21 protein-coding genes and 1 riboswitch are annotated in these 21,381 nt (G+C 70.9%); of the genes, 5 read left to right on the top strand and 16 right to left on the bottom strand.

Features of this window, described 5'->3' with window-relative positions:
• Positions 1–30: 30 nt before the first annotated feature.
• The gene (locus ACIBW9_RS35995) at positions 31–279 is read left to right on the top strand and encodes a hypothetical protein (RefSeq protein ID WP_398961259.1); all 249 of its coding nucleotides are present in this window, start codon (positions 31–33) and stop codon (positions 277–279) included.
• Here ACIBW9_RS35995 and ACIBW9_RS36000 read toward each other — a convergent pair.
• The 6 genes from ACIBW9_RS36000 to ACIBW9_RS36025 form a co-directional block, all read right to left on the bottom strand.
• A complete protein-coding gene (locus ACIBW9_RS36000; protein WP_398961261.1) occupies positions 242–1,414 on the bottom strand; it encodes an acyl-CoA dehydrogenase family protein in 1,173 nt (390 codons plus the stop codon). The genes ACIBW9_RS35995 and ACIBW9_RS36000 overlap by 38 nt on opposite strands.
• 315 nt (positions 1,415–1,729) lie before the next feature.
• On the bottom strand, positions 1,730–2,389 hold the full coding sequence (locus ACIBW9_RS36005) for a TetR/AcrR family transcriptional regulator (RefSeq protein WP_398961263.1): 660 nt from the start codon (positions 2,387–2,389) through the stop codon (positions 1,730–1,732).
• 122 nt (positions 2,390–2,511) lie between these two features.
• Positions 2,512–2,652 carry an SCO1431 family membrane protein gene (locus ACIBW9_RS36010; protein ID WP_398961265.1) on the bottom strand — a complete coding sequence of 47 codons (141 nt, stop codon included), beginning with the start codon at positions 2,650–2,652 and terminating at the stop codon, positions 2,512–2,514.
• 135 nt (positions 2,653–2,787) lie between these two features.
• Positions 2,788–4,161 (bottom strand): peptidase C39 family protein, encoded by a 1,374-nt coding sequence (locus ACIBW9_RS36015; RefSeq protein WP_398961266.1) that lies wholly within the window; start codon positions 4,159–4,161, stop codon positions 2,788–2,790.
• 205 nt (positions 4,162–4,366) lie between these two features.
• A complete protein-coding gene (locus ACIBW9_RS36020) occupies positions 4,367–5,821 on the bottom strand; it encodes an amino acid permease (protein WP_398961420.1) in 1,455 nt (484 codons plus the stop codon).
• Positions 5,822–5,890: 69 nt separating this feature from the next.
• A complete protein-coding gene (locus ACIBW9_RS36025) occupies positions 5,891–6,841 on the bottom strand; it encodes a hypothetical protein (RefSeq protein ID WP_398961268.1) in 951 nt (316 codons plus the stop codon).
• 219 nt (positions 6,842–7,060) lie between these two features.
• Between ACIBW9_RS36025 and ACIBW9_RS36030 the strand changes: the two genes are divergently transcribed.
• Both ACIBW9_RS36030 and ACIBW9_RS36035 read left to right on the top strand, forming a co-directional pair.
• Positions 7,061–7,714 (top strand): uridine kinase, encoded by a 654-nt coding sequence (locus ACIBW9_RS36030; protein ID WP_398961269.1) that lies wholly within the window; start codon positions 7,061–7,063, stop codon positions 7,712–7,714.
• 427 nt (positions 7,715–8,141) lie between these two features.
• Entirely contained in the window at positions 8,142–10,007 is a 1,866-nt protein-coding gene (locus tag ACIBW9_RS36035) for an AAA family ATPase (protein ID WP_030946739.1), read from the top strand.
• A 105-nt stretch (positions 10,008–10,112) separates the two neighbouring features.
• Here ACIBW9_RS36035 and ACIBW9_RS36040 read toward each other — a convergent pair whose 3' ends face one another.
• The 9 genes from ACIBW9_RS36040 to ACIBW9_RS36080 form a co-directional block, all read right to left on the bottom strand.
• Positions 10,113–11,198, bottom strand: a complete 1,086-nt coding sequence (locus ACIBW9_RS36040; RefSeq protein WP_398961271.1) for a hemolysin family protein — start codon at positions 11,196–11,198, stop codon at positions 10,113–10,115.
• Entirely contained in the window at positions 11,195–12,520 is a 1,326-nt protein-coding gene (locus tag ACIBW9_RS36045; protein ID WP_351466748.1) for a hemolysin family protein, read from the bottom strand. Before ACIBW9_RS36045 ends, ACIBW9_RS36040 begins: the two co-directional genes overlap by 4 nt.
• 177 nt (positions 12,521–12,697) lie before the next feature.
• Positions 12,698–13,141, bottom strand: a complete 444-nt coding sequence (locus ACIBW9_RS36050) for a PH domain-containing protein (RefSeq protein WP_398961273.1) — start codon at positions 13,139–13,141, stop codon at positions 12,698–12,700.
• A 24-nt stretch (positions 13,142–13,165) separates the two neighbouring features.
• Entirely contained in the window at positions 13,166–14,014 is an 849-nt protein-coding gene (gene hisG, locus ACIBW9_RS36055; RefSeq protein ID WP_398961275.1) for an ATP phosphoribosyltransferase, read from the bottom strand.
• A gap of 64 nt (positions 14,015–14,078) precedes the next feature.
• Positions 14,079–14,351, bottom strand: coding sequence for a phosphoribosyl-ATP diphosphatase (locus ACIBW9_RS36060; RefSeq protein ID WP_030946750.1), 273 nt, complete (start codon positions 14,349–14,351; stop codon positions 14,079–14,081).
• A gap of 34 nt (positions 14,352–14,385) precedes the next feature.
• Positions 14,386–14,871, bottom strand: a complete 486-nt coding sequence (gene ribH, locus ACIBW9_RS36065; protein WP_030946752.1) for a 6,7-dimethyl-8-ribityllumazine synthase — start codon at positions 14,869–14,871, stop codon at positions 14,386–14,388.
• Between the two features lie 30 nt (positions 14,872–14,901).
• A complete protein-coding gene (locus tag ACIBW9_RS36070) occupies positions 14,902–16,191 on the bottom strand; it encodes a bifunctional 3,4-dihydroxy-2-butanone-4-phosphate synthase/GTP cyclohydrolase II (RefSeq protein ID WP_398961277.1) in 1,290 nt (429 codons plus the stop codon).
• Positions 16,188–16,829: a nicotinamide riboside transporter PnuC gene (gene pnuC / locus ACIBW9_RS36075; RefSeq protein WP_398961278.1), complete on the bottom strand. Its 642-nt coding sequence runs from the start codon at positions 16,827–16,829 to the stop codon at positions 16,188–16,190. The genes ACIBW9_RS36070 and pnuC overlap by 4 nt, the downstream gene beginning before the upstream one ends.
• Positions 16,826–17,431: a riboflavin synthase gene (locus ACIBW9_RS36080; protein WP_398961280.1), complete on the bottom strand. Its 606-nt coding sequence runs from the start codon at positions 17,429–17,431 to the stop codon at positions 16,826–16,828. The genes pnuC and ACIBW9_RS36080 overlap by 4 nt, the downstream gene beginning before the upstream one ends.
• A 152-nt stretch (positions 17,432–17,583) precedes the next feature.
• A riboswitch (FMN riboswitch) is annotated at positions 17,584–17,714 on the bottom strand.
• A gap of 231 nt (positions 17,715–17,945) precedes the next feature.
• Here ACIBW9_RS36080 and ACIBW9_RS36085 point away from each other — a divergent pair.
• Positions 17,946–18,836, top strand: coding sequence for an RNA polymerase sigma-70 factor (locus ACIBW9_RS36085; protein WP_398961282.1), 891 nt, complete (start codon positions 17,946–17,948; stop codon positions 18,834–18,836).
• An 89-nt stretch (positions 18,837–18,925) separates the two neighbouring features.
• Complete coding sequence (locus ACIBW9_RS36090; protein ID WP_398961284.1) at positions 18,926–19,666, top strand: SDR family oxidoreductase; 741 nt, start codon at positions 18,926–18,928, stop codon at positions 19,664–19,666.
• 57 nt (positions 19,667–19,723) lie between these two features.
• On the opposite strand, the gene ACIBW9_RS36095 is transcribed toward ACIBW9_RS36090, so the two are convergent.
• On the bottom strand, positions 19,724–21,331 hold the full coding sequence (locus ACIBW9_RS36095) for an ROK family transcriptional regulator (RefSeq protein WP_398961286.1): 1,608 nt from the start codon (positions 21,329–21,331) through the stop codon (positions 19,724–19,726).
• Between the last annotated feature and the right edge of the window lie 50 nt (positions 21,332–21,381).

Genomic DNA, 21,381 nt, shown 5'->3' on the forward strand with positions numbered 1-21,381 from the left:
CCTGTCCGCCTACCTCCGCGTTGCCCTGGTATGACCCCCACCTATTCCGTGATCGGGCGTCAGCGCCGCGTGTTCGTTCCGCCGCCCGCAGGAACGGTTGCGCCGGTGCCGCCACATCTGCAGGACCCGCCGATCTACCGCGCTCTGATGCGCGCCTGGGCCGACCGGGGCCGCACCCTGCCGGGCCGCCACGACCCGGAGTGGATCAGGCTGGCGGCCCCGCAGGTCACCAGAGGGCAGTTCAGCGCGTTTCAGGACCCGCAAGGTGACGGGCGATGACCATGCGCTGGATCTGGTTGGTGCCCTCGACGATCTGCAGCACCTTGGCCTCGCGCATATAGCGCTCCACCGGGAAGTCCGAGGTGTAGCCGTACCCGCCGAGGACCTGGACGGCGTCCGTGGTCACCTTCATCGCGGTGTCCGTGCAGTGCAGCTTGGCCATGGCCGCCTGCTTGGCGAACGGCCGCCCCGCGTCGCGCAGGCGTGCCGCCGCCAGATACAGGGCCCGGCCCGCCTCGATCTGGGTCGCCATGTCGGCGAGCATGAAGCGCAGCCCCTGGAAGTCGGCGATGGGCCGCCCGAACTGCTGCCTCCCGGTGGCGTAAGCGACCGCCTCGTCCAGCGCCGCCTGGGCGAGGCCGATCGCACAGGCGGCGATGCCGAGCCGCCCGGAGTCGAGCGCGGACAGGGCGATGGCGAAGCCCTGGCCCTCCTCGCCGATGCGCCGCTCGTCCGGGACACGGACCCCGTCGAGGTGCACCTGCGCGGTGGGTGAGCCCTTCATCCCCATCTTCTTCTCGGGCACCGCGCCGCTCAGGCCCTCGGCGTCGCCCGGGACCAGGAAGGCGGTGATGCCGCGCGGCCCCTCCTCCCCCGTGCGGGCCATGACCGTGTAGAAGTCGGCGATCCCGCCGTGGGTGATCCAGGCCTTCGTGCCGGTGATCACCCAGTCCTCACCGTCGCGCACCGCCTTCGTACGAAGAGAGGCGGCATCGGATCCGGACGACGGCTCGGACAAGCAGTAGGCGCCCAGCAGGCCGCCGCCCAGCATCGCGGGCAGGTGCTCGACCTGCTGTTCCTTGCTGCCGTAGGCGGCGAGCGCGTAGGAGGCGAGCGTGTGCACGCTGACGCCGAGCCCGACGGTGAGACGGGCCGCGGCGAGTTCCTCGAGGACCTGGAGATAGACCTCGTAGGGCTGGTCGCCGCCGCCGTACTCGGAGTCGTACGGCAGGCCGAGCAGTCCCGACTGGGACAGCAGCGTGAAGACCTCGCGCGGGAAGCGTCCGGCGTCCTCCTCCTCGGCCGCCTTCGGGGCGATCTCGCGCTGGGCGATGTCGCGGACGAGCGAGATCAGATCCCGGGCCTCGTCCGTGGGCAGTTGACGGTCCACCGGCTGCGGGGCGCGGTCGGGCATGGCGACGCTCTCCTCCCTGTTCGGGCACATCGGCCGACGTGCGCCTTGGGTGTGGGCGGCTCCGCCGGGTCTTCCTCGGGCCGGCCGATGCTCCGCTCTCCCGGGTCTCGGAAGCTGCTGACCAGCGGCTGTGCGCTGTGAGTATGCCCGATCGCAGGCATCCCGTCACCAGTTAACGACCGCTTACTTCAAGAATATCGCGGTCACCGACGGCATGCGAGGTCCAGCGGAACGTGACGGGATGCGCCTGGGACTCGGCCCGGCGAAAGTGACGTGGAAAAACCGGCTGGGCGTGCGGGAGTCTTCGCCCCTCGCTCAGGCGTCGCGGCGGGCCGGGGCCGGAGCGGGATAGGCCGGGTCCAGTTCCTCGATGGCGCGCAGGGCGCCGCCGAGCTGCTTGACCAGGAGTTCGCGCAGCTGTTCGCGGGACAGCTGGGGGCGGTCGATCCAGTCGAGGGTGGCACCCTCCACGCCGCACACCCAGGCGAACAGGCCCATGCGGGCCAGCGGGGCGATGTCCGTGCGGCCGTAAGCCCCTTCGGCGACGGTCGCCACTATCGCCTCACGCACTCCGTCCCGGATGGCGTGCACCTCGGCGTCGAAGCCGACGCCGCCGCTGACGATCGCACGGAAGGCGGCCTGGTTGTGCTCGGCGTAGCGCAGATAGCCCTCCATCGTGCGACGGACCCGGTCCAGCTGCTCCAGTTCGACCTCGCTCGCCGCGAAGGTGACCAGGTCGGCGACCGAATCGTTGATGATCGCCAGGTAGTAGCCGCGCTTGGACTGGAAGTAGTAGTAGATCAGCCCCTTGGCGACATGCGCCTGCCGTGCGATGTCGTCCATCGAGAGCGCGTCGTACGACCTGTCGGCGAACAACTTCCGCCCGATGGCGATCAGTTCGGCTCGGCGCGCCAGCGAGCGCTCGGTGCCGCGCGCCCGGGGTCGGGTGGCGTCTCTCTGTTCGCTGATCTTCAATTTCGACCCTGGTCTCGGGCAGGCTGCGGGACATCCGCAGTATGTCAGAACAACCACGTCCACTCGTTCGAGTCCGGTCGACGTGTGACCGCCGGGAAGCGCGCGGCTCTGCTTGCGTCAGATCACAGCAGGCCGAGTTGGGTGACGAGCATCGCGACGACCATGACGAGGGTCCAACCCATGACGTGCTCGAGGAGCTTCGGGCCGTCGTTCTCCGGGCCGCCGGTGCGGGTGCGGGCGGCGCCGGCCGAATGTGCGGTCATGGCGTCTCGCTGAGGTCGGGTGTGCGGTGGACTCCCCCCAGGGGTTCCGTCCACCTTGCCATCGGGAGGGGCATGTGCGGCGGAGACATCGGTCACAGGCGGAAGGCCCGGTTCCCCGGGCCTTCCGCCTGGGGTTCAGCGCACGCCGACCGTCGCGAGCGCTTTGCGCTGGCGGGGTGTGGGCCGGGCCGGGAAGTACAGGTAGCAGACGCCGCCGGTGCCGGAGACGACCTTGCCGGAGGCGTTGTACCGCTTGGTCCTGAGCCAGACGTTCTCCCACTCGCGCCGCTTGTAGACACGGCGCACGGCCTCGTCGCTCGGCGAGAACGGGTCGTTGGCGATCACATCGCCGTCGGCGGTGAAGCCGATGACGGTCATCAGGTGGCCCGCGGTGCCGTAACCCGCCCCCGTCAGCTCCTCCTTGAGGAACGACTGGGACGTTATGGCCGGGATGCCGGCCGCGATGAGGGTCTCCAGGTCGGTGAGTGAGCGGAGCCGGGTGACCACGCCCTGCAGCTCCTTGTACGTGGCCGCGTAGGCGGCATTGAAGGGCCAGTTGCCGCAGCCCTGGTACTGGTAGTCGTAGGTGAAGCGGGCCGCGTGGTCGACCTGCGGGTCGGCGTAGCTCGGGTCCACCCAGGCGAGTTGCTCCGGGGTGAGCCGGCCTCCCCAGTACTCGATGATCATCTGCGAGGAGGTGGGGCTGCACCAGGCCTCGCCGCCGTTGTCGTACTCGGGGTACTGGCCCTTGTGGATCTCCTGCGAGTAGCGCGGGACGATCAGTTCCTTTGCGAGGCCGGGCGTGGAGGCCGGGACGGTGAAGCGGTCCGGGATGTCCGAGCCCATCGCGCCGAGCCGCCACACGGTGGGGGTGAGCTTGGTGCCGGGCTTGCGGTAGAGCGTGAGGCGGAGGCGGTACGAGACCAGGCGCAGTCCGGTCGTGGCGTCGTCGATGGCGAAGGTGTCCGTCCAGATGGCGCTCTTGCCGTCCTTCTGGTCGTCCACCGAGGTCCGCTTGATGTCCTGGTCGCCGGCCGCCCAGCGGCCCATCACGTACCAGGGGGTCTCGGCGCCGTCGGAGTACGTGCCGTGCAGTTCGACCTGGAGCCAGGTGCCGGCCGGGGTGTGCGCGTTCCAGGAGGCGATCACCTCGGTGGCGGGGACGCGGAGCCGGTGCACCGGGGACGTCCAGGTCGCGTACTCCCAGCTCGCGGTCGTACCGGTGTGCGGGTCGGTGTAGTCGGTGGTACCGGCCGGAGTGGCGATCACCACGCCGGGGCGGGCGCCCGCCACCGGACGGGTGCCCTGCGTGGCGCCGGCGTGCCAGTCCCGGGAGGAGGTCCAGGAACGGTAGTCGACCGTAGGGGTCCCCGCGGGGTGGGGGCGGTTCGGGGCCACGGCGGACTCCTCGGCGTGGGCCACGTCGGCGGTGACGGCGGGGCCCACCACCGCGGCGGCCACCGCGGCGGCGAGGACGGTTCTGCGGGACGGCTGTTCGGCTCTGCTCATGGGTGGAACGACCCCCAGGTGTCCGAGTCGGGCAGGTCCAGATGCGCGGTTGCGCTGCATGGTTGTGCGCCAACTATGGCCGCGGGGGGCACCCGCTGCCAGCACTTCGGCCCATGCCACGCCCACCAATATTGGCCTGGACCACTGGCATGACCTGCCGGGCCGGCCCGGCCCGGCGCACGCGGGCGCGCGCCGGGCGCGCGGCTCAGATCAGGTCCATCGCGGCGACCTCGTCGGGGCGGCCGTAGCTGACCGGACCCTGGAAGCGGCGGCGGGCGGTGGCGAACCACCAGACGGTGGCGACGACCAGGACCACGACGAGGGCGATCGGCGCGTAGTTGAAGGAGTCGACGGTGATCGGCGAGGCCTGCGGGAGCATGAACAGGACGCTGCTGAGCAGGACCCAGGCCACCGCGATCACGCCGACGGGCTTGCTCCAGCGCCCCAGGTGCCACGGCCCCCGCTGGAACTCGTCGCCGAGGCTCAGCCGGAGCAGGATCGGCACGGCGTAGGCGAGGAAGAGCCCGACGACGTTGACGCTGACGATGGCGGTGAACGCCGTGTGGGACCACCAGCCGGGCAGGACGAGGGCCAGCGAGCAGGCGACCGCGAGCCAGACGGCCTTCACGGGGGTGCGGGTGCGCGGCGAGACCGAGTGCCACAGCCGGGAGCCGGGCATGGCGCCGTCGCGGGAGAAGGCGAAGATCTGCCGGGTGTTGCTGGTGAGATTGGCGAGGCCGCAGAAGAGCATCGCGCCGATCACGATCAGCAGAAGCACCTTGGCGGTGGTCAGGCCGAGACCGTCGATGAGAATCTGGACGGGCGGAGCGGAGGCGCTCGCCACATGGTCGTAGTCGTGAATGCTGTAGACCAGTGCAAGCATCAGGATCAGACCGGTGATCGCCGAGTAGCCGATCGCCCGTGTGATCCCCTTCGGGGCGTTGACCGTGGCCTGGACCGTTTCCTCGGACATGTGGAAGCTGCCGTCGAAGCCGGTGAAGGTCCAGCTGGTCACGAGCAGGCCGAGCATCCCGCCGTAAAGCCCGTTCGTGAAACCGGTGTTGTTCGCGAAATGCGTGACGAACGACGCGGACTGGTGCCGGTCGGGTCCGACGATCAGGGCGCCCACGATCACCACGAGACCGATGAGCAGCCACCACACGGAGATCCGGTTGAGGAGCGCGACCAGCTGGACGGTGTACGTGTTGGCCAGCCCCTGGAGCACGATGAGCAGTGCTGTGATCAGCACCGTCTGGTGGGTGGTCGGCACATAGGAGGGCCACTGCAGGGCGATGAAGGCCTGGATGAAGGTGGCGGCCGCGTAGCCGGTCGCGGCGGTGCCGCCGATCTGGCCCACGAAGTTGAGCCAGCCGGTGTACCAGGACCAGGCCCCCTTGTGCCGTCTTGCGAGTTTCCCGGCGGAGAAATACAGGGCGCCGCTCGTCGGATAGGCGGAGGCGACTTCCGCCATGGCGAGACCGACGAAGAGCACCATGACGGAGACGCCGATCCAGCCGAAGACGAGAATGCGGGGGCCTCCGGCGTTCAGCCCGAATCCGAAGCTGGAGAAGATTCCCGAGATGATGTTGATGATGGTGAATGAGATGGCGAAATTGTCGAACGCCTGAAAGCGACGGGTGAGTTTTCTCGGGTACCCCATCTCATGAAGTACGGCGTCGTCGTCCGATATCCGTTCGGGCACAGTTCGGCCTTCCTCTCGGCGAGGGGTCTAGGGAGGGACGGGGAGGCCGCAGGCGCGGCGGGCGCGGGACAGCTGGTCGGCCGGCTCCCCGAAGGCGGACCAGGGCATACGGGAGGCGTACGGCCCCATGGCCGCGAAGACCGCCCGGGCCTCGAACTCGCGCTTGCCCATGACCAGCGCGTGCGCCAGATAGGCCAGGTCGAGCACCGGCGTGAAGCGGTAACCGGGCATCGTGGGCAGCCAGTTCTGGTAGATCGCGAGGGCGGTGGAGCGCCACTGCGGCTGCTCCCAGACCCGGTCGGCGAGCAGCTGGGTCGGGTTGTAGCTCTCGACGAGGGCGACGAGGGGCAGCAGGCGCAGCGGGGAGTCGGCGGGTGCGCGCTGGCCGAGGAAGGCGGCGACGTCCCAGGCCGCGTTCACGGAGCCGCCGTGGCGGGTGAAGAAGCAGGCCAGGAAGCGGTGGTGGGCCTCGCGGTGCCAGGGATCGAGGGAGAGGACATGGGCGAACAGCCGCCAGGGGCCGGGCGGCGCGGTGAGCAGCCCGCGCGGGGCGGGGTCGGTCAGCCGGTGCAGCCGGGCCATGGCCAGCCGGGCCGCCCAGGGCGTGGGATCGGCCGGGTTCATCGCCGCCGCCCGGTCGCAGGCGGTCAGCGCGATCCGCTCCAGCGCCTCGGCCCGGTCGTCCCTCGCGTCGGCGGCGCGCACGGCCCGCAGCACGGCGACCCGCGCCCACAGCAGCGCCGCCTCGGAGGTCGGTTCCTCGGCCAGCCAGCGCTCGGCCAGGTCGGAGTCGGCGGCCTCGGAGGCGAGGACCAGGGAGCGGTGGGCGCGCAGCCCGAAGTCGCCATGTGCTTCGGCGAGGGCTTCATGGGCGCTCCGGTATCGGCCGGCCCGTACGTCGACGCATACGCTCGCGAGCAAGCGGTCGTCGGCCGCCGGATGCCACACATACTGCCCTTCGAATAACCCAGCGGCCATCTGCTCCTGTCTCCCCGTACGACGCCTCGCAGTTGTGCACCCAGCACCTTACTCAGCGAAGAGCGCAACCGGAACGCGGTTTTCGAGATGGTGGTACGAGGTCTCGGGACGGGATTAACACTGGCTCGCGGCCAGCCAACGACTGGTTCAAAGCGACACCATTTTCCTACCCGCCCATTCGCCCCGGTTTCACCCACCACTAGAATGTTCCTGTCGAATATGCCCAACTCCCCAGCCGGCCAAGGAACAGCCATTCACGACCTCGTCTCCCGGCTCCGCCGTCTGCCACCGTCCTGCGGCCCGGTCCGCCTGATCGGCGTCGACGGACACGCCGGCTCCGGAAAGTCCACGTTCGCCGGACGGTTGGCCCGGGCCCTGGACGGGGCGCCCGTGCTGCACCTCGACGACATCTCCAGCCATGACGAGCTGTTCGAGTGGACCGGGCGGCTGCTGGCCCAGGTGATCGAACCGCTGAGCCGCGGCGAGAGCGCCCGCTACGCCCCCTACGACTGGCACGCCCGCCGTTTCGGACCGCCCCGCCCGCTGCCGCCGGCCCCGGTGGTCCTCGTCGAGGGCGTCGGCGCCGGCCGCCGCGCACTGCGCCCGCACCTCGCGGCACTGCTGTGGATGGAGTTGCCGCACGAGGAGTCCTGGACGCGCGGACGACAGCGGGACGGGGAGGAGCAGCGGGAGTTCTGGGCCGGCTGGGTCGCGGCGGAGCGACGGCACTTCGCCGAGGATCCTTCGAGGCCGTTCGCCGACCTTCTGATACGGCAGTCGGAGAAGGGGTACGAGGTGCTCCCGGGGCCGGTGAAGAGTATTGGACCGGACCAGACACTCACGCACGGTGACGGACCATCGGCAGTGTGCTGAACTTGTGAAGACGCCTCCCGGAGAACTTCCCGGAGTGCCTCAACTCCGCTTGACCGGGGGGCCGTACAGGACTTACGTTCTCAATGTGCGGCCATTCGAAGCCGCCCAGAGTCGCGAAGCCCCCGGTTGTTCCCCCGTGATCGGGGGCTTCGTTCTGCCCGCACCCCGTTTTCCGGACGCTCCGCGGCACATTTCGCTCACACACCGTTACCGTCCCAAGTGCGCCCCGTCTGCTCCCACCTCGCCGAACGGCCCCTGCGGCACCCTTCGGCGGGTGCCACCCCCGCAGGTACGATGCCCTCGGTGCGACCTGACGGACGGCTGCGCGCACCGCAACTCCGGTCCGCGGTACGGCGGTTCGATCAAGGCGGCCGGCGGACATCGGTCCGGCGGTCAACCGACGGGGGCACGGTTTGTGGGGGACGTGATGGATTTCGGCACGCAGGGCCCCGAGGCCCCGGCCGACCTCGCCTGGCTGCGAGGTGTGGATGCCTACACGATGGGCGCCTATCCGCAGGCGGAGGAGGAGTTCCGGGCCGCGGTCCGGATGGATCCCGGGATGGCCGACGGCTGGCTGGGGCTGCACGCGCTGCGCGTCGACACGACGACCGCGCTGTTACGGATGTTCCGGCACCGCGACCGCTTCGGCGAACAGCGCGCCCGGCACCGCCGCTCCCTCAACTCCTGGTACTGGCTCGGCTGGTGGGTGCAGCCCGTGCTGGAGAGCCCGCGCGACCTGCTGCTCGCGCACGCCTCCCACTGGCTGGACGGCCGCCATGTCCCGGAGCTGGACCGGGCACTCGCAGGTCTGCCACCCGTGGACACCGACCCACAGGTCCGCTTTCTGCACGCCTGCCGCGCCTATCTCGTCAAGGACTGGGACCAGCTCGTCCGCCACACCGACCCGCTGATCGACGACGCCCTGCTCGGTATCGAAGCGGGCCTGTTCGGCGGTATGGCGAGGGTCCGACTGGAGATGTACGGACAGGCCGAGCCGCTGCTCTCGTCGGCTCTGATGCGCTGCCGCAGCGAGCAGCCGCAGCGCAAGGAGCTGCGCTACTGGCTGGCGCGCGCCCACGAGGGCACCGGCCGCTCGGCCGCCGCCCTCCCCCTCTACCGGGCCGTGCACCGCGTCGACCCCGCCTTCATGGACACCTCGGCCCGGCTCGCGGCGATCGCCGAGGGCGACGGGTACGACGAGGCCACCGACCTCGCCGCGATCACGCTCTCCGGCGGCCAGGACGCCCTGGAGGGGCCCGACACCCTGGACCCGCTCTTCGGCACCGAGGGCCGGGACCTGAGGCTCTCCGAGTCCGACCTCCCGCCGGTGGGCCCGCTGCCGTCCTCGATCGACCCGACGGTGCGCGAGAAGACCGTCGGCCCGCCGGGGTCCCCGCTGCCCGCGGGGCCCACCGACCCGGCACTGCTCGAGGAGGCGCTCGCCGAGCTGGAGCGCATGGTCGGCCTGGAGCCGGTCAAGCGACAGGTCAAGGCGCTGTCCGCCCAGTTGAACATGGCGCGGCTGCGCGCCGGTCAGGGCCTGCCGGTGCAGCCGCCGAAGCGGCACTTCGTCTTCTCCGGCCCCTCCGGCACCGGCAAGACCACGGTCGCCCGCATCCTCGGCCGCGTCTTCTACGCCCTCGGACTGCTCGGCGGCGACCACCTCGTCGAGGCACAGCGGGCCGACCTGGTGGGCGAGTACCTGGGCCAGACGGCGGTGAAGGCCAACGAACTGATCGACTCCGCGATCGGCGGTGTGCTCTTCGTCGACGAGGCCTACTCGCTGTCCAACTCCGGGTACGGCAAGGGCGACGCGTACGGCGACGAGGCGCTGCAGGTGCTGCTGAAGCGGGCCGAGGACAACCGCGACCACCTCGTGGTCATCCTGGCCGGCTACCCGGAGGGCATGGACCGCCTCCTTGCCGCCAACCCCGGCCTGTCGTCCCGCTTCACCACCCGCGTCGACTTTCCCTCGTACCGGCCGCTGGAACTCACCTCGATCGGGGAGGTGCTGGCTGCCGAGAACGGCGACGTGTGGGACGAGGAGGCGTTGGACGAGCTGCGGTCCATTGCTGGGCATGTGGTGGATCAGGGGTGGATCGACGAGCTGGGGAACGGGCGGTTCCTGCGGACGCTGTATGAGAAGAGCTGCGCCTATCGGGATCTGCGGCTGTCTACGTATCCCGGGGCTTTGTCGAGGGACGACTTGTCGACATTGCGGTTGCCCGATCTGATGCAGGCGTATGGGGAGGTGCTCTCGGGGCGGGGGCCGCAAGACCCTTCGGGGTTGTGAGCTGCGCCCACTGGCTCGGTCGCTTCTGAGGTCGTGCGGCTGAAGGATCTCTGTGGTTGATCGCGCAGTTCCCCGCGCCCCTGAGGGGGGCGCGGGGACCCGGCGCTAGCCTGCCAGGGCCTGTTCCGGCTCGCCGCTTGCCCTCGGCTCCGTCACCCGTACCTCCGGCGCTTCCCGGTGGGCCGGGTCCGTGACCTCGCCGACCAGGAGTTCCAGTACGTCCTCCAGCGCCACCAGGCCAAGGACCTTGCCGGAGGCGTCGGCGACCTGGGCCAGGTGGGTGGCGGCGCGGCGCATCACCGTCAGGGCGTCGTCCAGGGGGAGTTCGGAGCGCAGTGTCGTCATCGGGCGCCACAGCTGCTGCGGCACCGCCCGCTCCGAGTCCTCCAGGTCCAGTACGTCCTTGACATGCAGATAGCCCATGAAGGCGCCGTTCTCCGCGGCTATGGGGAAGCGGGAGTACCCGGTGCGCGCGGTGAGTTCGACGATGCGGCCCGGGGTGACCGACGGGGGCACCGTCACCAGGGACTCACGCCGCAGCAGCACGTCCGTCACCGGGCGGGAGCCCAGTTCCAGGGCGTCCTCGAGGCGTTCCTGCTCCTCAGGGTCGAGCAGGCCCGCCTGGCCGGAGTCCTCCACCAGGCGGTTGAGCTGCTCGCTGGTGAAGACGGCCTCGACCTCGTCCTTGGGCTCGACCCGGAAGAGCCGCAGGATCGCCTGGGCGACGGCGCCGAGGGCGACGGTGATCGGCTTGCACAGGCGGGCGAAGGCGACCAGGCCCGGGGCGAGCCACAGCGCGGCCTTCTCCGGGGCCGCCATCGCAAGGTTCTTCGGGACCATCTCGCCGATGACGAGGTGGAAGAAGACCACGGCGGCGAGCGCGATGACGTAACCCAGCGGGTGGATCATCCCGTCCGGGAGGTGGATCCACTCGAAGACCGGCTCCAGCAGGTGCGCGACGGTGGGTTCGGCGACCGCGCCCAGGGTCAGCGAGCAGACGGTGATGCCGAACTGGGCCGCGGCCATCATCTGCGGCAGCCGCTCCAGACCGTAGAGGACCTGGCGGGCGCGGGCCGTGCCGAGCGGTTCGATCTGGCTGCGGCGTACGGACACGAGGGCGAACTCGGCGCCGACGAAGAAGCCGTTGGCGAGCACGAGCAGGCCGGCGAAGAGGAGTTGGAGCACGCTCATCGGGCGACCTCCACGACCAGGCCGGTCCGCACCAGGCGGACCCGCTCGGCGCGGTAGTGGCCGACGCGGCGCACGGTCAGCCGCCAGCCGGGCAGTTCGGCCTTGTCGCCGACGGCCGGGATCCGGCCCAGGCGGTCGGCGACCAGGCCGGCGACGGTCTCGTACGGCCCCTCGGGCACGTCGAGTCCTATGCGCTGCAGGATGTCGACGCGGCAGCTGCCGTCGGCGTCCCAGGCGGGCCTGCCGTCCTCCGGCGGGGCGGCGGCGAGCTCGGGCACATCCTGCCCGTCGTGCTCGTCGCGGACCTCGCCGACGATCTCCTCGACGATGTCCTCCAGCGTCACGACGCCCGCCGTGCCGCCGTACTCGTCGACGACGACGGCGATCGGCTGCTCGCTGCGCAGCTGGGCGAGGAGCGGCTGCACCGGCAGGGTCTCGGGGACGAGCAGCGCGGGACGGGCGATGCGGCCGACGGGGGTGCGCAGACGCTCGTGCGCCGGGACCGCCAGGGCGTCCTTCAGATGGACCATGCCGACGATTTCGTCGATCCGCTCCTTGTAGACGGGGAAGCGGGACAGGCCGGTGGCGCGGGTCAGGTTCACCACGTCCTCGGCGGTCGCCGTCGACTGCAGGGCGCTCACCTTCACCCGCGGGGTCATGACGTGCTGCGCGGTCAGCTCGGCGAGCGACAGGGTCCGGACGAAGAGGTCGGCCGTGTCCTGTTCCAGGGCACCCGCCTGCGCGGAGTGCCTGGCCAGGGACACCAGTTCGCCGGGGGTGCGGGCGGAGGCCAGCTCCTCGGCGGGCTCGACGCCCAGGGCGCGGACGAGGCGGTTGGCCACCGCGTTGAGGGCGGCGATGACCGGGCGGAACAGGCGGGCGAACCTGTGCTGCGGGCCGGCGACGAAGCGCGCGACCTGCATCGGCTTGGACACCGCCCAGTTCTTGGGCACCAGCTCGCCGATCACCATCTGCACGGCGGAGGCCAGCAGCATGCCGACGACCACCGCGACACCGGAGACGGCGCCTTCGGGGATGCCGATCGCGGTGAACGGGCCGTGCAGCAGCTCCGCGAGCGCGGGCTCGGCGAGCATGCCGACGACGAGGGAGGTGATGGTGATGCCGAGCTGGGTGCCGGAGAGCTGGAAGGACAGCTCCCTGAGCGACTCGGCGACCCGTCGGGCCCGTTTGTCGCCTTCGGCGGCGGCCTTCTCGGCGTCCGTCGACTCGACCGTGACCAGGCCGAACTCGGCGGCCACGAAGAAGCCGTTGGCCAGGATCAGCAGGAGGGCCGCTCCGAGGAGCAGCAGGGGGGTGGTCATGATGCCGCCGCCTCGGGATGTCGTGAGGGGGCGGCGCAGGTACTACAGGACGATCCGTCCATCGCTGGAGGGAGTCACTCCTCGGGTTGCAGGGGGCCTCTGAAGCCCGGCGGGAACTTCAGTGGCGGAGGCGCAACGAAAACGCCTCCGCCAACAGATTAATCAAGACAGGGGCCGTTACGGCAGATCCCTTGTCGAGCGGGCCTCGGCGAGTGCCCGCAGGGTGCGCGCGTCGGCGATGGCGCGCTCCTTGGCGATGCCCGGCTGGATGCCGAGCGCGGGCAGACTGGTGCCGTCGCTGAGGTTGAGGAAGACCCAGGGGTCGCCCGGGCGCAGGTTCACATGGAGGATCTCGGCCCACTCCAGGTGCCGCCTGCTGGCGATGTTGACGACGGTGACGCCTGTCTCGTCGGCGACGACCTTCACCCGGGCGAGCAGCGCGAGGACACCGAAGAGGACCGCTCCGGTGAGGACGAAGCTGAGCTTCTCGCCGGGGCCGAGCTGCTCCAAGAGCAGCGCGACGGTCGTGATCACCGCGAAGATCACCGCACCGGAGGTGAGCAGCACGGCCCGGGTGCGGCCCGGCCGGAAGGTGACGGGAAGAGCGGGCAGGTCGGACATCTCTGTGTGCCTCTTCTTGTGCTCTCAGAGACGGCAGGCGTGGATGGCCGTGGTCAGGATGGCCCGGGCACCGATCGCGTACAGGTCGTCCATGATCCGCTGGGCGTCCTTGGCGGGCACCATGGCGCGGACGGCGACCCAGCCCTCGTTGTGCAGCGGTGAGACGGTCGGCCCTTCCAGGCCGGGGGTGATGGCGACCGCCTCTTCCAGGTGCTCGGCGCGGCAGTCGTAGTCCATCATCACGTACGTCCGCGCCACCAGGACGCCCTGCAGCCGGCGCAGGAACTGCTGGACCTTGGGCTCCTCGCCGTTCTCGCCGGTGCGGCGGATGACGACGGCCTCGGACTTCATGATCGGCTCGCCGATGACCTCCAGGCCGGCGTTGCGCAGGCTGGTGCCGGTCTCGACGACGTCCGCGATGACCTCGGCCACGCCCAGCTCGATGGCGGTCTCGACGGCGCCGTCGAGGTGCACCACGGAGGCGTCGACCCCGTTGTCGGCGAGGTGCTTGGCGACGATGCCCTCGTAGGAGGTGGCGACCGTCATGCCGCTGAGGTCCTCCACGCCGTTCGCCGTGCCCGGCTTGGTGGCGTAGCGGAAGGTGGAGCGGGCGAAGCCGAGCGGGAGGATCTCCTCGGCGTTGGCACCGGAGTCGATCAGCAGGTCGCGGCCGGTGATGCCGATGTCGAGGCGGCCGGAGGAGACGTAGATCGCGATGTCGCGCGGGCGCAGGTAGAAGAACTCGACCTCGTTGGACGGGTCGACGATCCGCAGTTCCTTGGACTCCCGGCGCTGCTGGTAGCCGGCCTCATGCAGCATCTCCGCCGCAGGGCCTGACAGGGAACCCTTGTTGGGGACGGCGATGCGCAGCATGAGGTCGGCTTCCTTTGTTCGTGCGTACGGGGATGTGTGCGGGGTCTCTTGCGGCTGTGACGGCTCAGAGGTGGGCGTAGACGTCGTCCAGGGAGATGCCGCGGGCGACCATCATCACCTGGACGTGGTACAGCAGCTGCGAGATCTCCTCGGCGGCCGCTTCCTTGCCCTCGTACTCGGCGGCCATCCACACCTCGGCGGCCTCCTCGACGACCTTCTTGCCGATGGCATGGACGCCCTTGCCGACCAGTTCTGCGGTGCGGGAAGTGGCGGGGTCGCCGTGGGCGGCCTTGTGCTGGAGCTCGGTGAAGAGCTCCTCGAACGTCTTATTGGACATGGTGACGCTCAGCCTATGCCAAACCCCGTATACGTCAGTGCCACGGTTCAGATACTGAGCGGAGCGTCGCCGCGGTCGCCACCGCCGCGGTCACCGCCTCGTGCCCCTTGTCCTCGTTGGAGCCCTCGATGCCGGCCCGGTCCAGGGCCTGCTCCTCGGTGTCGCAGGTCAGGACGCCGAAGCCGACGGGGACGCCGGTCTCGACGGAGACCTGGGTGAGGCCCTGGGTCACGCCCTGGCACACGTACTCGAAGTGCGGGGTGCCGCCGCGGATGACGACACCGAGGGCGACGATCGCGTCGTAGCCGCGGCCGGCGAGGACCTTGGCGACCACCGGGAGCTCCCAGCTGCCGGGGACCCTGAGCAGGGTCGGCTCGTCGATGCCGAGGTCGTGCAGGGCGCGCAGGGCGCCGTCCACCAGGCCGTCCATCACCTTTTCGTGCCACTGCGCCGCGATGACGGCGACCCGCAGGTCACCCACATTGCGTACGGACAGTTCCGGTGCGCCCTTGCCGCTCACGTTCTCTTGTCTCCTCGGTGTGCTCTGGTCTTACTGGTTGCTGCAGGTGGACACGGGGGCCGTGTCCAGCCAGGGCAGGTCGTGTCCCATCCGGTCCCGCTTGGTGCGCAGGTAGCGGAGGTTGTGCTCACCCGCCTGTACGGGCATCGGCTCGCGGCCGGTGACCTTGAGGCCGTGGCGGACGAGCGCGTCGGTCTTGTCGGGGTTGTTGGTCATCAGGCGCACGCTGCGGACCCCGAGGTCCTCCAGGATCTGTGCTCCCGCCCCGTAGTCCCGGGCGTCGGCGGGCAGGCCGAGTTCCAGGTTGGCGTCGAGGGTGTCGCGGCCGCGCTCCTGGAGCTCGTACGCCCGCAGCTTGGACAGCAGGCCGATGCCGCGCCCCTCGTGGCCGCGCAGATAGACCACCACTCCCCTGCCCTCGGCCTGGATGCGCTCCAGGGAGGCGTCCAGCTGGGGGCCGCAGTCGCAGCGCAGGGAGGAGAAGATGTCGCCGGTCAGGCATTCGGAGTGGACGCGGACCAGGACGTCCTCGCCGTCGCCGATCTCGCCGTGGACGAGGGCGACGTGCTCGACGCCGTCGACGGTGGAGCGGTAGCCGTAGGCCGTGAACTCGCCGTGAGCCGTGGGCAGTTGGGTCTCGGCCTCACGGCGGACGGTGGGCTCGGAGCTGCGGCGGTAGGCGATCAGGTCCTCGATGGAGATGATCGTCAGGCCGTGCTTGCGGGCGAAGGGGATCAGCTCGGGCAGGCGCAGCATGCGGCCGTCCTCGCCGGCGATCTCGACGATCGCGCCGGCCGGGCGCAGCCCCGCGAGGCGGGCGAGGTCCACGGCGGCCTCGGTGTGGCCGTTGCGCACGAGCACACCGCCGGACCTGGCGCGCAGCGGGAAGATGTGGCCCGGGCGGACGAAGTCGTCGGCGTGGGTCTCTCCGCTGGCCAGCAGCTGGAGGGTGGTGGCGCGGTCGGAGGCGGAGATGCCGGTGGTCACGCCGTGCGCGGCGGAGGCGTCCACGGAGACCGTGAACGCGGTCTTCATCGACTCGGTGTTGTCCTCGACCATCTGCGGGAGCCTCAGCCGTTCCAGCTCCTCGGCCTCCATGGGCGCGCAGATCAGGCCGCGGCACTCGCTCATCATGAAGGCGACGAGCTCGGGGGTGGCCTTCTCGGCGGCGATGACGAGATCGCCCTCGTTCTCGCGGTCCTCGTCGTCGACGACCACGACCGGACGGCCGGCCGCGATGTCGGCGATGGCCTGCTCCACCGGGTCGAGCGACCAGTCCTCGATGCCGTCGGTGCTGTAGAGAATCGGTGCCGTGGTCATGCGGGCGCTCCTTCCAGGACGGGCTGCGACGCCTGACGGGAGCGCAGCCACCAGTCGCGCATGCCCCACAGGACGAGTGCGCCGTAGATGACGTAGACGAAGCCGGAGAAGGCGTAGCCGTTGGCGAAGTTGAGGGGGACGCCGACCAGGTCGACGAGGAGCCAGGCGATCCAGAACTCGGTCATGCCGCGGGCCTGGGCGTACATGGCGACGATGGTGCCGACGAAGATGTAGGCGTCCGGCCAGGGGTCCCAGGACAGGGACGGGTAGGCCTTGAAGAGCAGGGCGACGGCGACCGTGCCGACGGCCGCGGCGGCGATCATCGCGCCGCGCTCACGCCAGGTGGCGAAGCGCGGGGCTATGTGGCCGTCCGCCGCCTGCCCCTTGTTGCGGTTCCACTGCCACCAGCCGTACACCGCCACGACCATGACGACGACCTGCTTGCCGGCGCTGCCGGCGAGGTGGCCGTAGAAGGCGATGAACAGGACGAGGCCGGAGAGGAACTGGACCGGCCAGGTCAGCAGGGAGCGGCGCCAGCCGAGGGCCAGGGTGATCAGGCCGAGTATGTTCCCGATCATGTCCGACCAGATGATGTGCTGGCCGAGGAGGGTGAACGCCTGCGAGTTCAGCCAGTTCACCGGTCCGCCCCCTGACCGGCCCCGAGCAGGCGCTCGACGTACTTGGCGACGACGTCGACCTCGAGGTTGACCGGGTCGCCGGGCTGCTTGATGCCGAGCGTGGTCAGGGCGAGGGTGGTGGGGATGAGGCTGACCGTGAAGTAGTCCGGGCCGGCCTCGACCACGGTGAGGCTGATGCCGTCGACCGTGATGGAGCCCTTCTCCACGACGTAGCGGGTCAGCTCCGCGGGGAGGGAGATCTTGATGATCTCCCAGTGCTCGGAGGGCTTGCGCTCCAGCACCTGGCCCGTGCCGTCGACATGGCCCTGGACGATGTGGCCGCCGAGGCGGGCGCCCACGGCCATGGGGCGTTCCAGGTTGACGCGGGAGCCGACAGCGAGGGCGCCGAGGCTGGAGCGGTCGAGGGTCTCCGCCATGACGTCGGCGGTGAACTCGTCGCCCTCGTGCTCGACGACGGTGAGACAGACACCGTTCACGGCGATGGAGTCGCCGTGCTTCGCGCCCTCGGTGACGACGGGGCCGCGCAGCCGGAAGCGGGAGGCGTCGCCGAGGTTCTCGACGGCCGTGATCTCGCCCAGCTCTTCGACGATTCCGGTGAACACTTCCCGGGTCCTCCTGCCTCTTCGGGCACGGACTCCGGGGCCTGTCGATGACGACAGAATGAACGAGCGAGGACACCGGGGGCGACGCCGGACGGGACCCGCCCCGAGGACGAGTCCAGATACGGCGGCGCGCATACGTGGATGCCCGCCCGCCGCGCACTGCCTCCCATCCGGACTTTAACCGTCGGTCCAGGAATTTCACCTGGTCAACCGGCCGCTGGAAGCGGTCGGGTCGCGGACTGTAACCGCCGGTTCGGACTTTCACCGACCCCGGAGTGCGCTGCTTCTGGTACAGGGTCAGTGTGCCACGCCTGATCGAGGTCCATACGGGTGCACGGTGTGGGTTGGCTCACAGGCGCTGTCGATGGACTTCTCAACCCGGCCGAGTTGGTGGACCCTTTGGTCTAGTCCTTTCCGGATCTTCGGAGACCGGCCCGGCGGTGGTGACGACGGCCCTTGCCCACCGCCGGGCCTCACCACTCCCCCGTGCACGGCCTCTGGCAGGCTGGTCCGCATGAGCAGCGCGACCGCCGACGAGTTCGAGACGCACCGCCCGCGGCTGTTCGGCCTCGCCTACCGCATGCTGGGCTCGGCCGAGGAGGCGGAGGACGCGGTGCAGGACGCCTATCTGCGTTTCAGCGGGGCCGACCGCACGGGCATCGAGTACCCGGCGGCCTGGCTGGCCAAGGTCGTCACCAACCTCTGCCTGACCCGTCTGACCTCGGCCCGCGCCCGGCGCGAGCACTACGTCGGAACCTGGCTGCCGGAGCCCGTGATCACCTCGGACGGCACGCTCGGGCCGCTGGAGTCCGCCGAGCAGCGCGATGCCGTGTCGATGGCGATGCTGATCCTGCTGGAGCGGCTCACTCCGACCGAGCGCGCGGTGTACGTACTGCGGGAGGCGTTCGGGTACGGCCACCGCGAGATCGCCGGCGTACTGGACCTGAGCGAGGCCAACTGCCGGCAGCTGTACCGGAGGGCGGTACAGCGGGTGGGCGAGGACCGGTCCCGTTTCGAGGCGGTGCCCGAGCGGCAGGAGGAGCTCGTCGTGTCGTTCCTCACGGCGGCCCGGGACGGTGATCTGGCCGGGCTGGAGAAGCTGCTGACCGCGGACGTGGTCTGGTCCAGCGACGGCGGCGGCAAGGTCAGTGCGGCACGGCGGCCGGTCGAGGGGCTGGACAAGGTGGCGCGGCTCTCGGTGGGCGGCGCCGAGCGGTTCGCGGCCGGACTGGACTTCACGGCGGCCGAGGTCAACGGCGAGACGGGGCTGGCCGCGTGGGCGGGCGACACGCTGGTCGGCATGGTGGCGTTCGAGGTGCGGGACGGTCTGATCGCCCATATCCGGGTCGTGGTGAACCCGGACAAGCTGGGCTTCGTCCGGCGGCAGCTCACGCGGGCGGCCTAGCGGTGTCACATTCCATGCGGCTGCTCGGTCCCAGCTGACGTCAGGGCGCTCCACCCGGGAGCGCCCGGCGTCCGAAGGGGCTGAACAGCATGACGACGATCCTGGTGACCGGCGGCACCGGAACCCTCGGCCGGCTCGTCACCGAGCGGCTGCGCGCGGACGGGCACGAGGTGCGGGTGCTCAGCCGTCACAGCCGGCCGTACGCCGTCGATCTGCGCGAGGGCGGTGCCGCGCTGGACGCGGCGGTCGCGGGCGTGGACACGATCGTGCACTGTGCGACGACGCAGACCGGCGGTGACGACAAGGCGGCCGGGAACCTCGTCGCGGCGGCGCGGCGGGCCGGGGTGGAGCACCTGCTCTACATCTCGATCGTCGGCGTCGACCGGGTGCCGTATCCGTACTACCGGACCAAGTTCGCCGTCGAGAAGCTGATCGAGGAATCGGGGCTCGGCTGGACCGTGCTGCGCACGACCCAGTTCCACGACCTGCTCGTGATGGTGTTCAAGGCGCTGGCCAAGCTGCCGGTCATGCTGCTGCCGGCGGGTGTGAGCGACCAGCCGGTCGAGGTGGCCGAGGTGGCGGCGCGGCTGGCCGAACTGGCCGCCGGTGCCCCCGCCGGACGGGTCGAGGACATGGGCGGGCCGGAGATCCGGACGTTCGAGTCGCTGGCGCGGGCGTATCTGAAGGCCACCGGGCGGCGGCGGGCGGTGGTGAACGTGCCGCTCCGGGGCAGGGCGTACCGGGCGTTCCGCAACGGTGGACACCTCGCGCCCGAACACGCCGTCGGCAAGGGCACGTTCGAGGAGTACCTCGCCGGGGCACGCGGCTGAGCAGCCGCGACGGGCTCCGCGGGCCTCCGGATCCGCACACCGCCCGCTCAGCGCCCGCTACCGCCCGGGTGGCGCGAACAACTCGTCCTGGGCACGGTCGCGGGCGGTGAGCAGGGCTCCGCGGAGTACGGCACTGCCGCCGAGGGAGCTGGCCCGGACCTCGGTGGGGAGCGGGGACATACGGCGTACCCGTTCGGCCACGCGGGCGGCGAGTTCGTCGCCGCCGGCCTGGCCGACCTCACCGCCGAGGACCAGGCAGCCGGGGTCGAGGATCGCCACCACGGAGGCGACGCCTACGGTCAGCCGATCGGCGAGGGCGTCGAGGAAACGGTCGGCGGACCGGGCATCGGGGACGCGCAGACCGTCACGCGTCGGCGCGGTGTCACCAGTCTCCCCGGCGCGCTCGACGCCTCCGGTCGACGCGAACCCGGCCGTCCCTGCCTCCCCGCCGCGTGCCGGCACCGCAGCGGTCCCCTCCGGTGCAGCCCCACCCGCCCGGGGTTCACCGCCAAGCAACTCCGTCGGCGCATCCCCAGCCGCTACCGACCCGCCACTTTCCGCCTCATCACCACGCACCCCCGCCCCCGCGCTGCCTCGCGATTGCCCAGGCCCAGACGCGCCCACCCCGGCGGCTGCCTCTCCACACGCCGCCCGCTCATCCTCAGCCTCCACCGACCTGCCAATCTCCACCTCACCACCACGCACCCCCACCCCGGCACTCCCGCGTGATCGCCCAGGCAGCGCTGCCACCCCGCCGTCCCCCGAGACCAGCGCGACCGCCCCCCGCACCACCCCCGCGGCAACCGGCTCATGTCCCGGGTCCTCCGCCGTCAGGCCGTGTTCGCGGGCCAGGTCCGCGATGGCTGCCGAACCCGCCAGGGAGTGGAAGCCCCCCTCGCAGTCCGTCGCCGAAGGGAAGGTGGGCGTGCCCGGTACGGGCAGGAAGCCGATCTCCCCGGTGCCGCCGGAGGCGCCGCGGCGCAGGGTGCCGTCCAGGACCACGGCCGCGCCGGTGCCGTGGCCCAGCCACAGCAGGACGAAGGTGTCGCGGTCCCGGGCCGCGCCGTCGCGCTGTTCGGCGAGGGCGGCGAGGTTGGTCTCGTTCTCGACGCTGACGCGGGCCTCGGGGAGGCGCTCCTGGAGCGCGGCGACCAGGCGGCGGTGCCACTCGGGCAGGCCCGAGGAGTCGCGGAGTTCGCCGGTGGACGGGTCGATCAGGCCGGGGGCGCCGATCCCGACGGTGTGGAGGCGGTCGGCGCCGGCCTCCTTCGCCACGCGTTCGACCAGCGCGACCGCCTGCTCCACCGCCGGGCCCGTCCCCGTGTCGCCGCCGATCGGCAGCGACGCCTCGGCGAGCACCCGGCCGAGCAGGTCGGAGACGACCACGGACACGCCCTCGGTACGGACGTCCAGGGCGGCGAGATGCGCGCGGTCCGCGACGATCCCGTACAGCTTCGCGTTCGGTCCGCGTCGCTGCTCCCCCGCCTCCCCGACCACGGTGATCAGGCCGGACGCGGTGAGGCGCTCCACCAGATCGGCGACCGTCGGCCGGGACAGGCCGGTCAGCTGCTTCAACTGGCCTGCCGTCAACGGGCCCTCCTGCTGCAGCAGACGCAGGGCGAGCCGGTCGTTGATGGCCCGGGCGGTGCTGGGGGATGCGGGCATGCCGGGATCCTTCCAGATCGGCGGGACGCGACCGGGGCGAGCCTGCGCCC

The sequence above is a fragment of the Streptomyces sp. NPDC049541 genome (assembly GCF_044465725.1).
GTDB lineage: Bacteria > Actinomycetota > Actinomycetes > Streptomycetales > Streptomycetaceae > Streptomyces.

Bases quoted from the DNA above. Each gene is read 5' to 3' on its own strand.
- ACIBW9_RS35995 (WP_398961259.1), top strand. From the start codon at position 31: ATGACCCCCACCTATTCCGTGATCGGGCGTCAGCGCCGCGTGTTCGTT.
- ACIBW9_RS36000 (WP_398961261.1), bottom strand. From the start codon at position 1,414: ATGCCCGACCGCGCCCCGCAGCCGGTGGACCGTCAACTGCCCACGGAC.
- ACIBW9_RS36010 (WP_398961265.1), bottom strand. From the start codon at position 2,652: ATGACCGCACATTCGGCCGGCGCCGCCCGCACCCGCACCGGCGGCCCG.
- ACIBW9_RS36015 (WP_398961266.1), bottom strand. From the start codon at position 4,161: ATGAGCAGAGCCGAACAGCCGTCCCGCAGAACCGTCCTCGCCGCCGCG.
- ACIBW9_RS36020 (WP_398961420.1), bottom strand. From the start codon at position 5,821: ATGGGGTACCCGAGAAAACTCACCCGTCGCTTTCAGGCGTTCGACAAT.
- ACIBW9_RS36025 (WP_398961268.1), bottom strand. From the start codon at position 6,841: ATGGCCGCTGGGTTATTCGAAGGGCAGTATGTGTGGCATCCGGCGGCC.
- ACIBW9_RS36030 (WP_398961269.1), top strand. From the start codon at position 7,061: ATGCCCAACTCCCCAGCCGGCCAAGGAACAGCCATTCACGACCTCGTC.
- ACIBW9_RS36035 (WP_030946739.1), top strand. From the start codon at position 8,142: ATGGATTTCGGCACGCAGGGCCCCGAGGCCCCGGCCGACCTCGCCTGG.
- ACIBW9_RS36040 (WP_398961271.1), bottom strand. From the start codon at position 11,198: ATGAGCGTGCTCCAACTCCTCTTCGCCGGCCTGCTCGTGCTCGCCAAC.
- ACIBW9_RS36045 (WP_351466748.1), bottom strand. From the start codon at position 12,520: ATGACCACCCCCCTGCTGCTCCTCGGAGCGGCCCTCCTGCTGATCCTG.
- ACIBW9_RS36050 (WP_398961273.1), bottom strand. From the start codon at position 13,141: ATGTCCGACCTGCCCGCTCTTCCCGTCACCTTCCGGCCGGGCCGCACC.
- hisG (WP_398961275.1), bottom strand. From the start codon at position 14,014: ATGCTGCGCATCGCCGTCCCCAACAAGGGTTCCCTGTCAGGCCCTGCG.
- ACIBW9_RS36060 (WP_030946750.1), bottom strand. From the start codon at position 14,351: ATGTCCAATAAGACGTTCGAGGAGCTCTTCACCGAGCTCCAGCACAAG.
- ACIBW9_RS36070 (WP_398961277.1), bottom strand. From the start codon at position 16,191: ATGACCACGGCACCGATTCTCTACAGCACCGACGGCATCGAGGACTGG.
- ACIBW9_RS36085 (WP_398961282.1), top strand. From the start codon at position 17,946: ATGAGCAGCGCGACCGCCGACGAGTTCGAGACGCACCGCCCGCGGCTG.
- ACIBW9_RS36090 (WP_398961284.1), top strand. From the start codon at position 18,926: ATGACGACGATCCTGGTGACCGGCGGCACCGGAACCCTCGGCCGGCTC.
- ACIBW9_RS36095 (WP_398961286.1), bottom strand. From the start codon at position 21,331: ATGCCCGCATCCCCCAGCACCGCCCGGGCCATCAACGACCGGCTCGCC.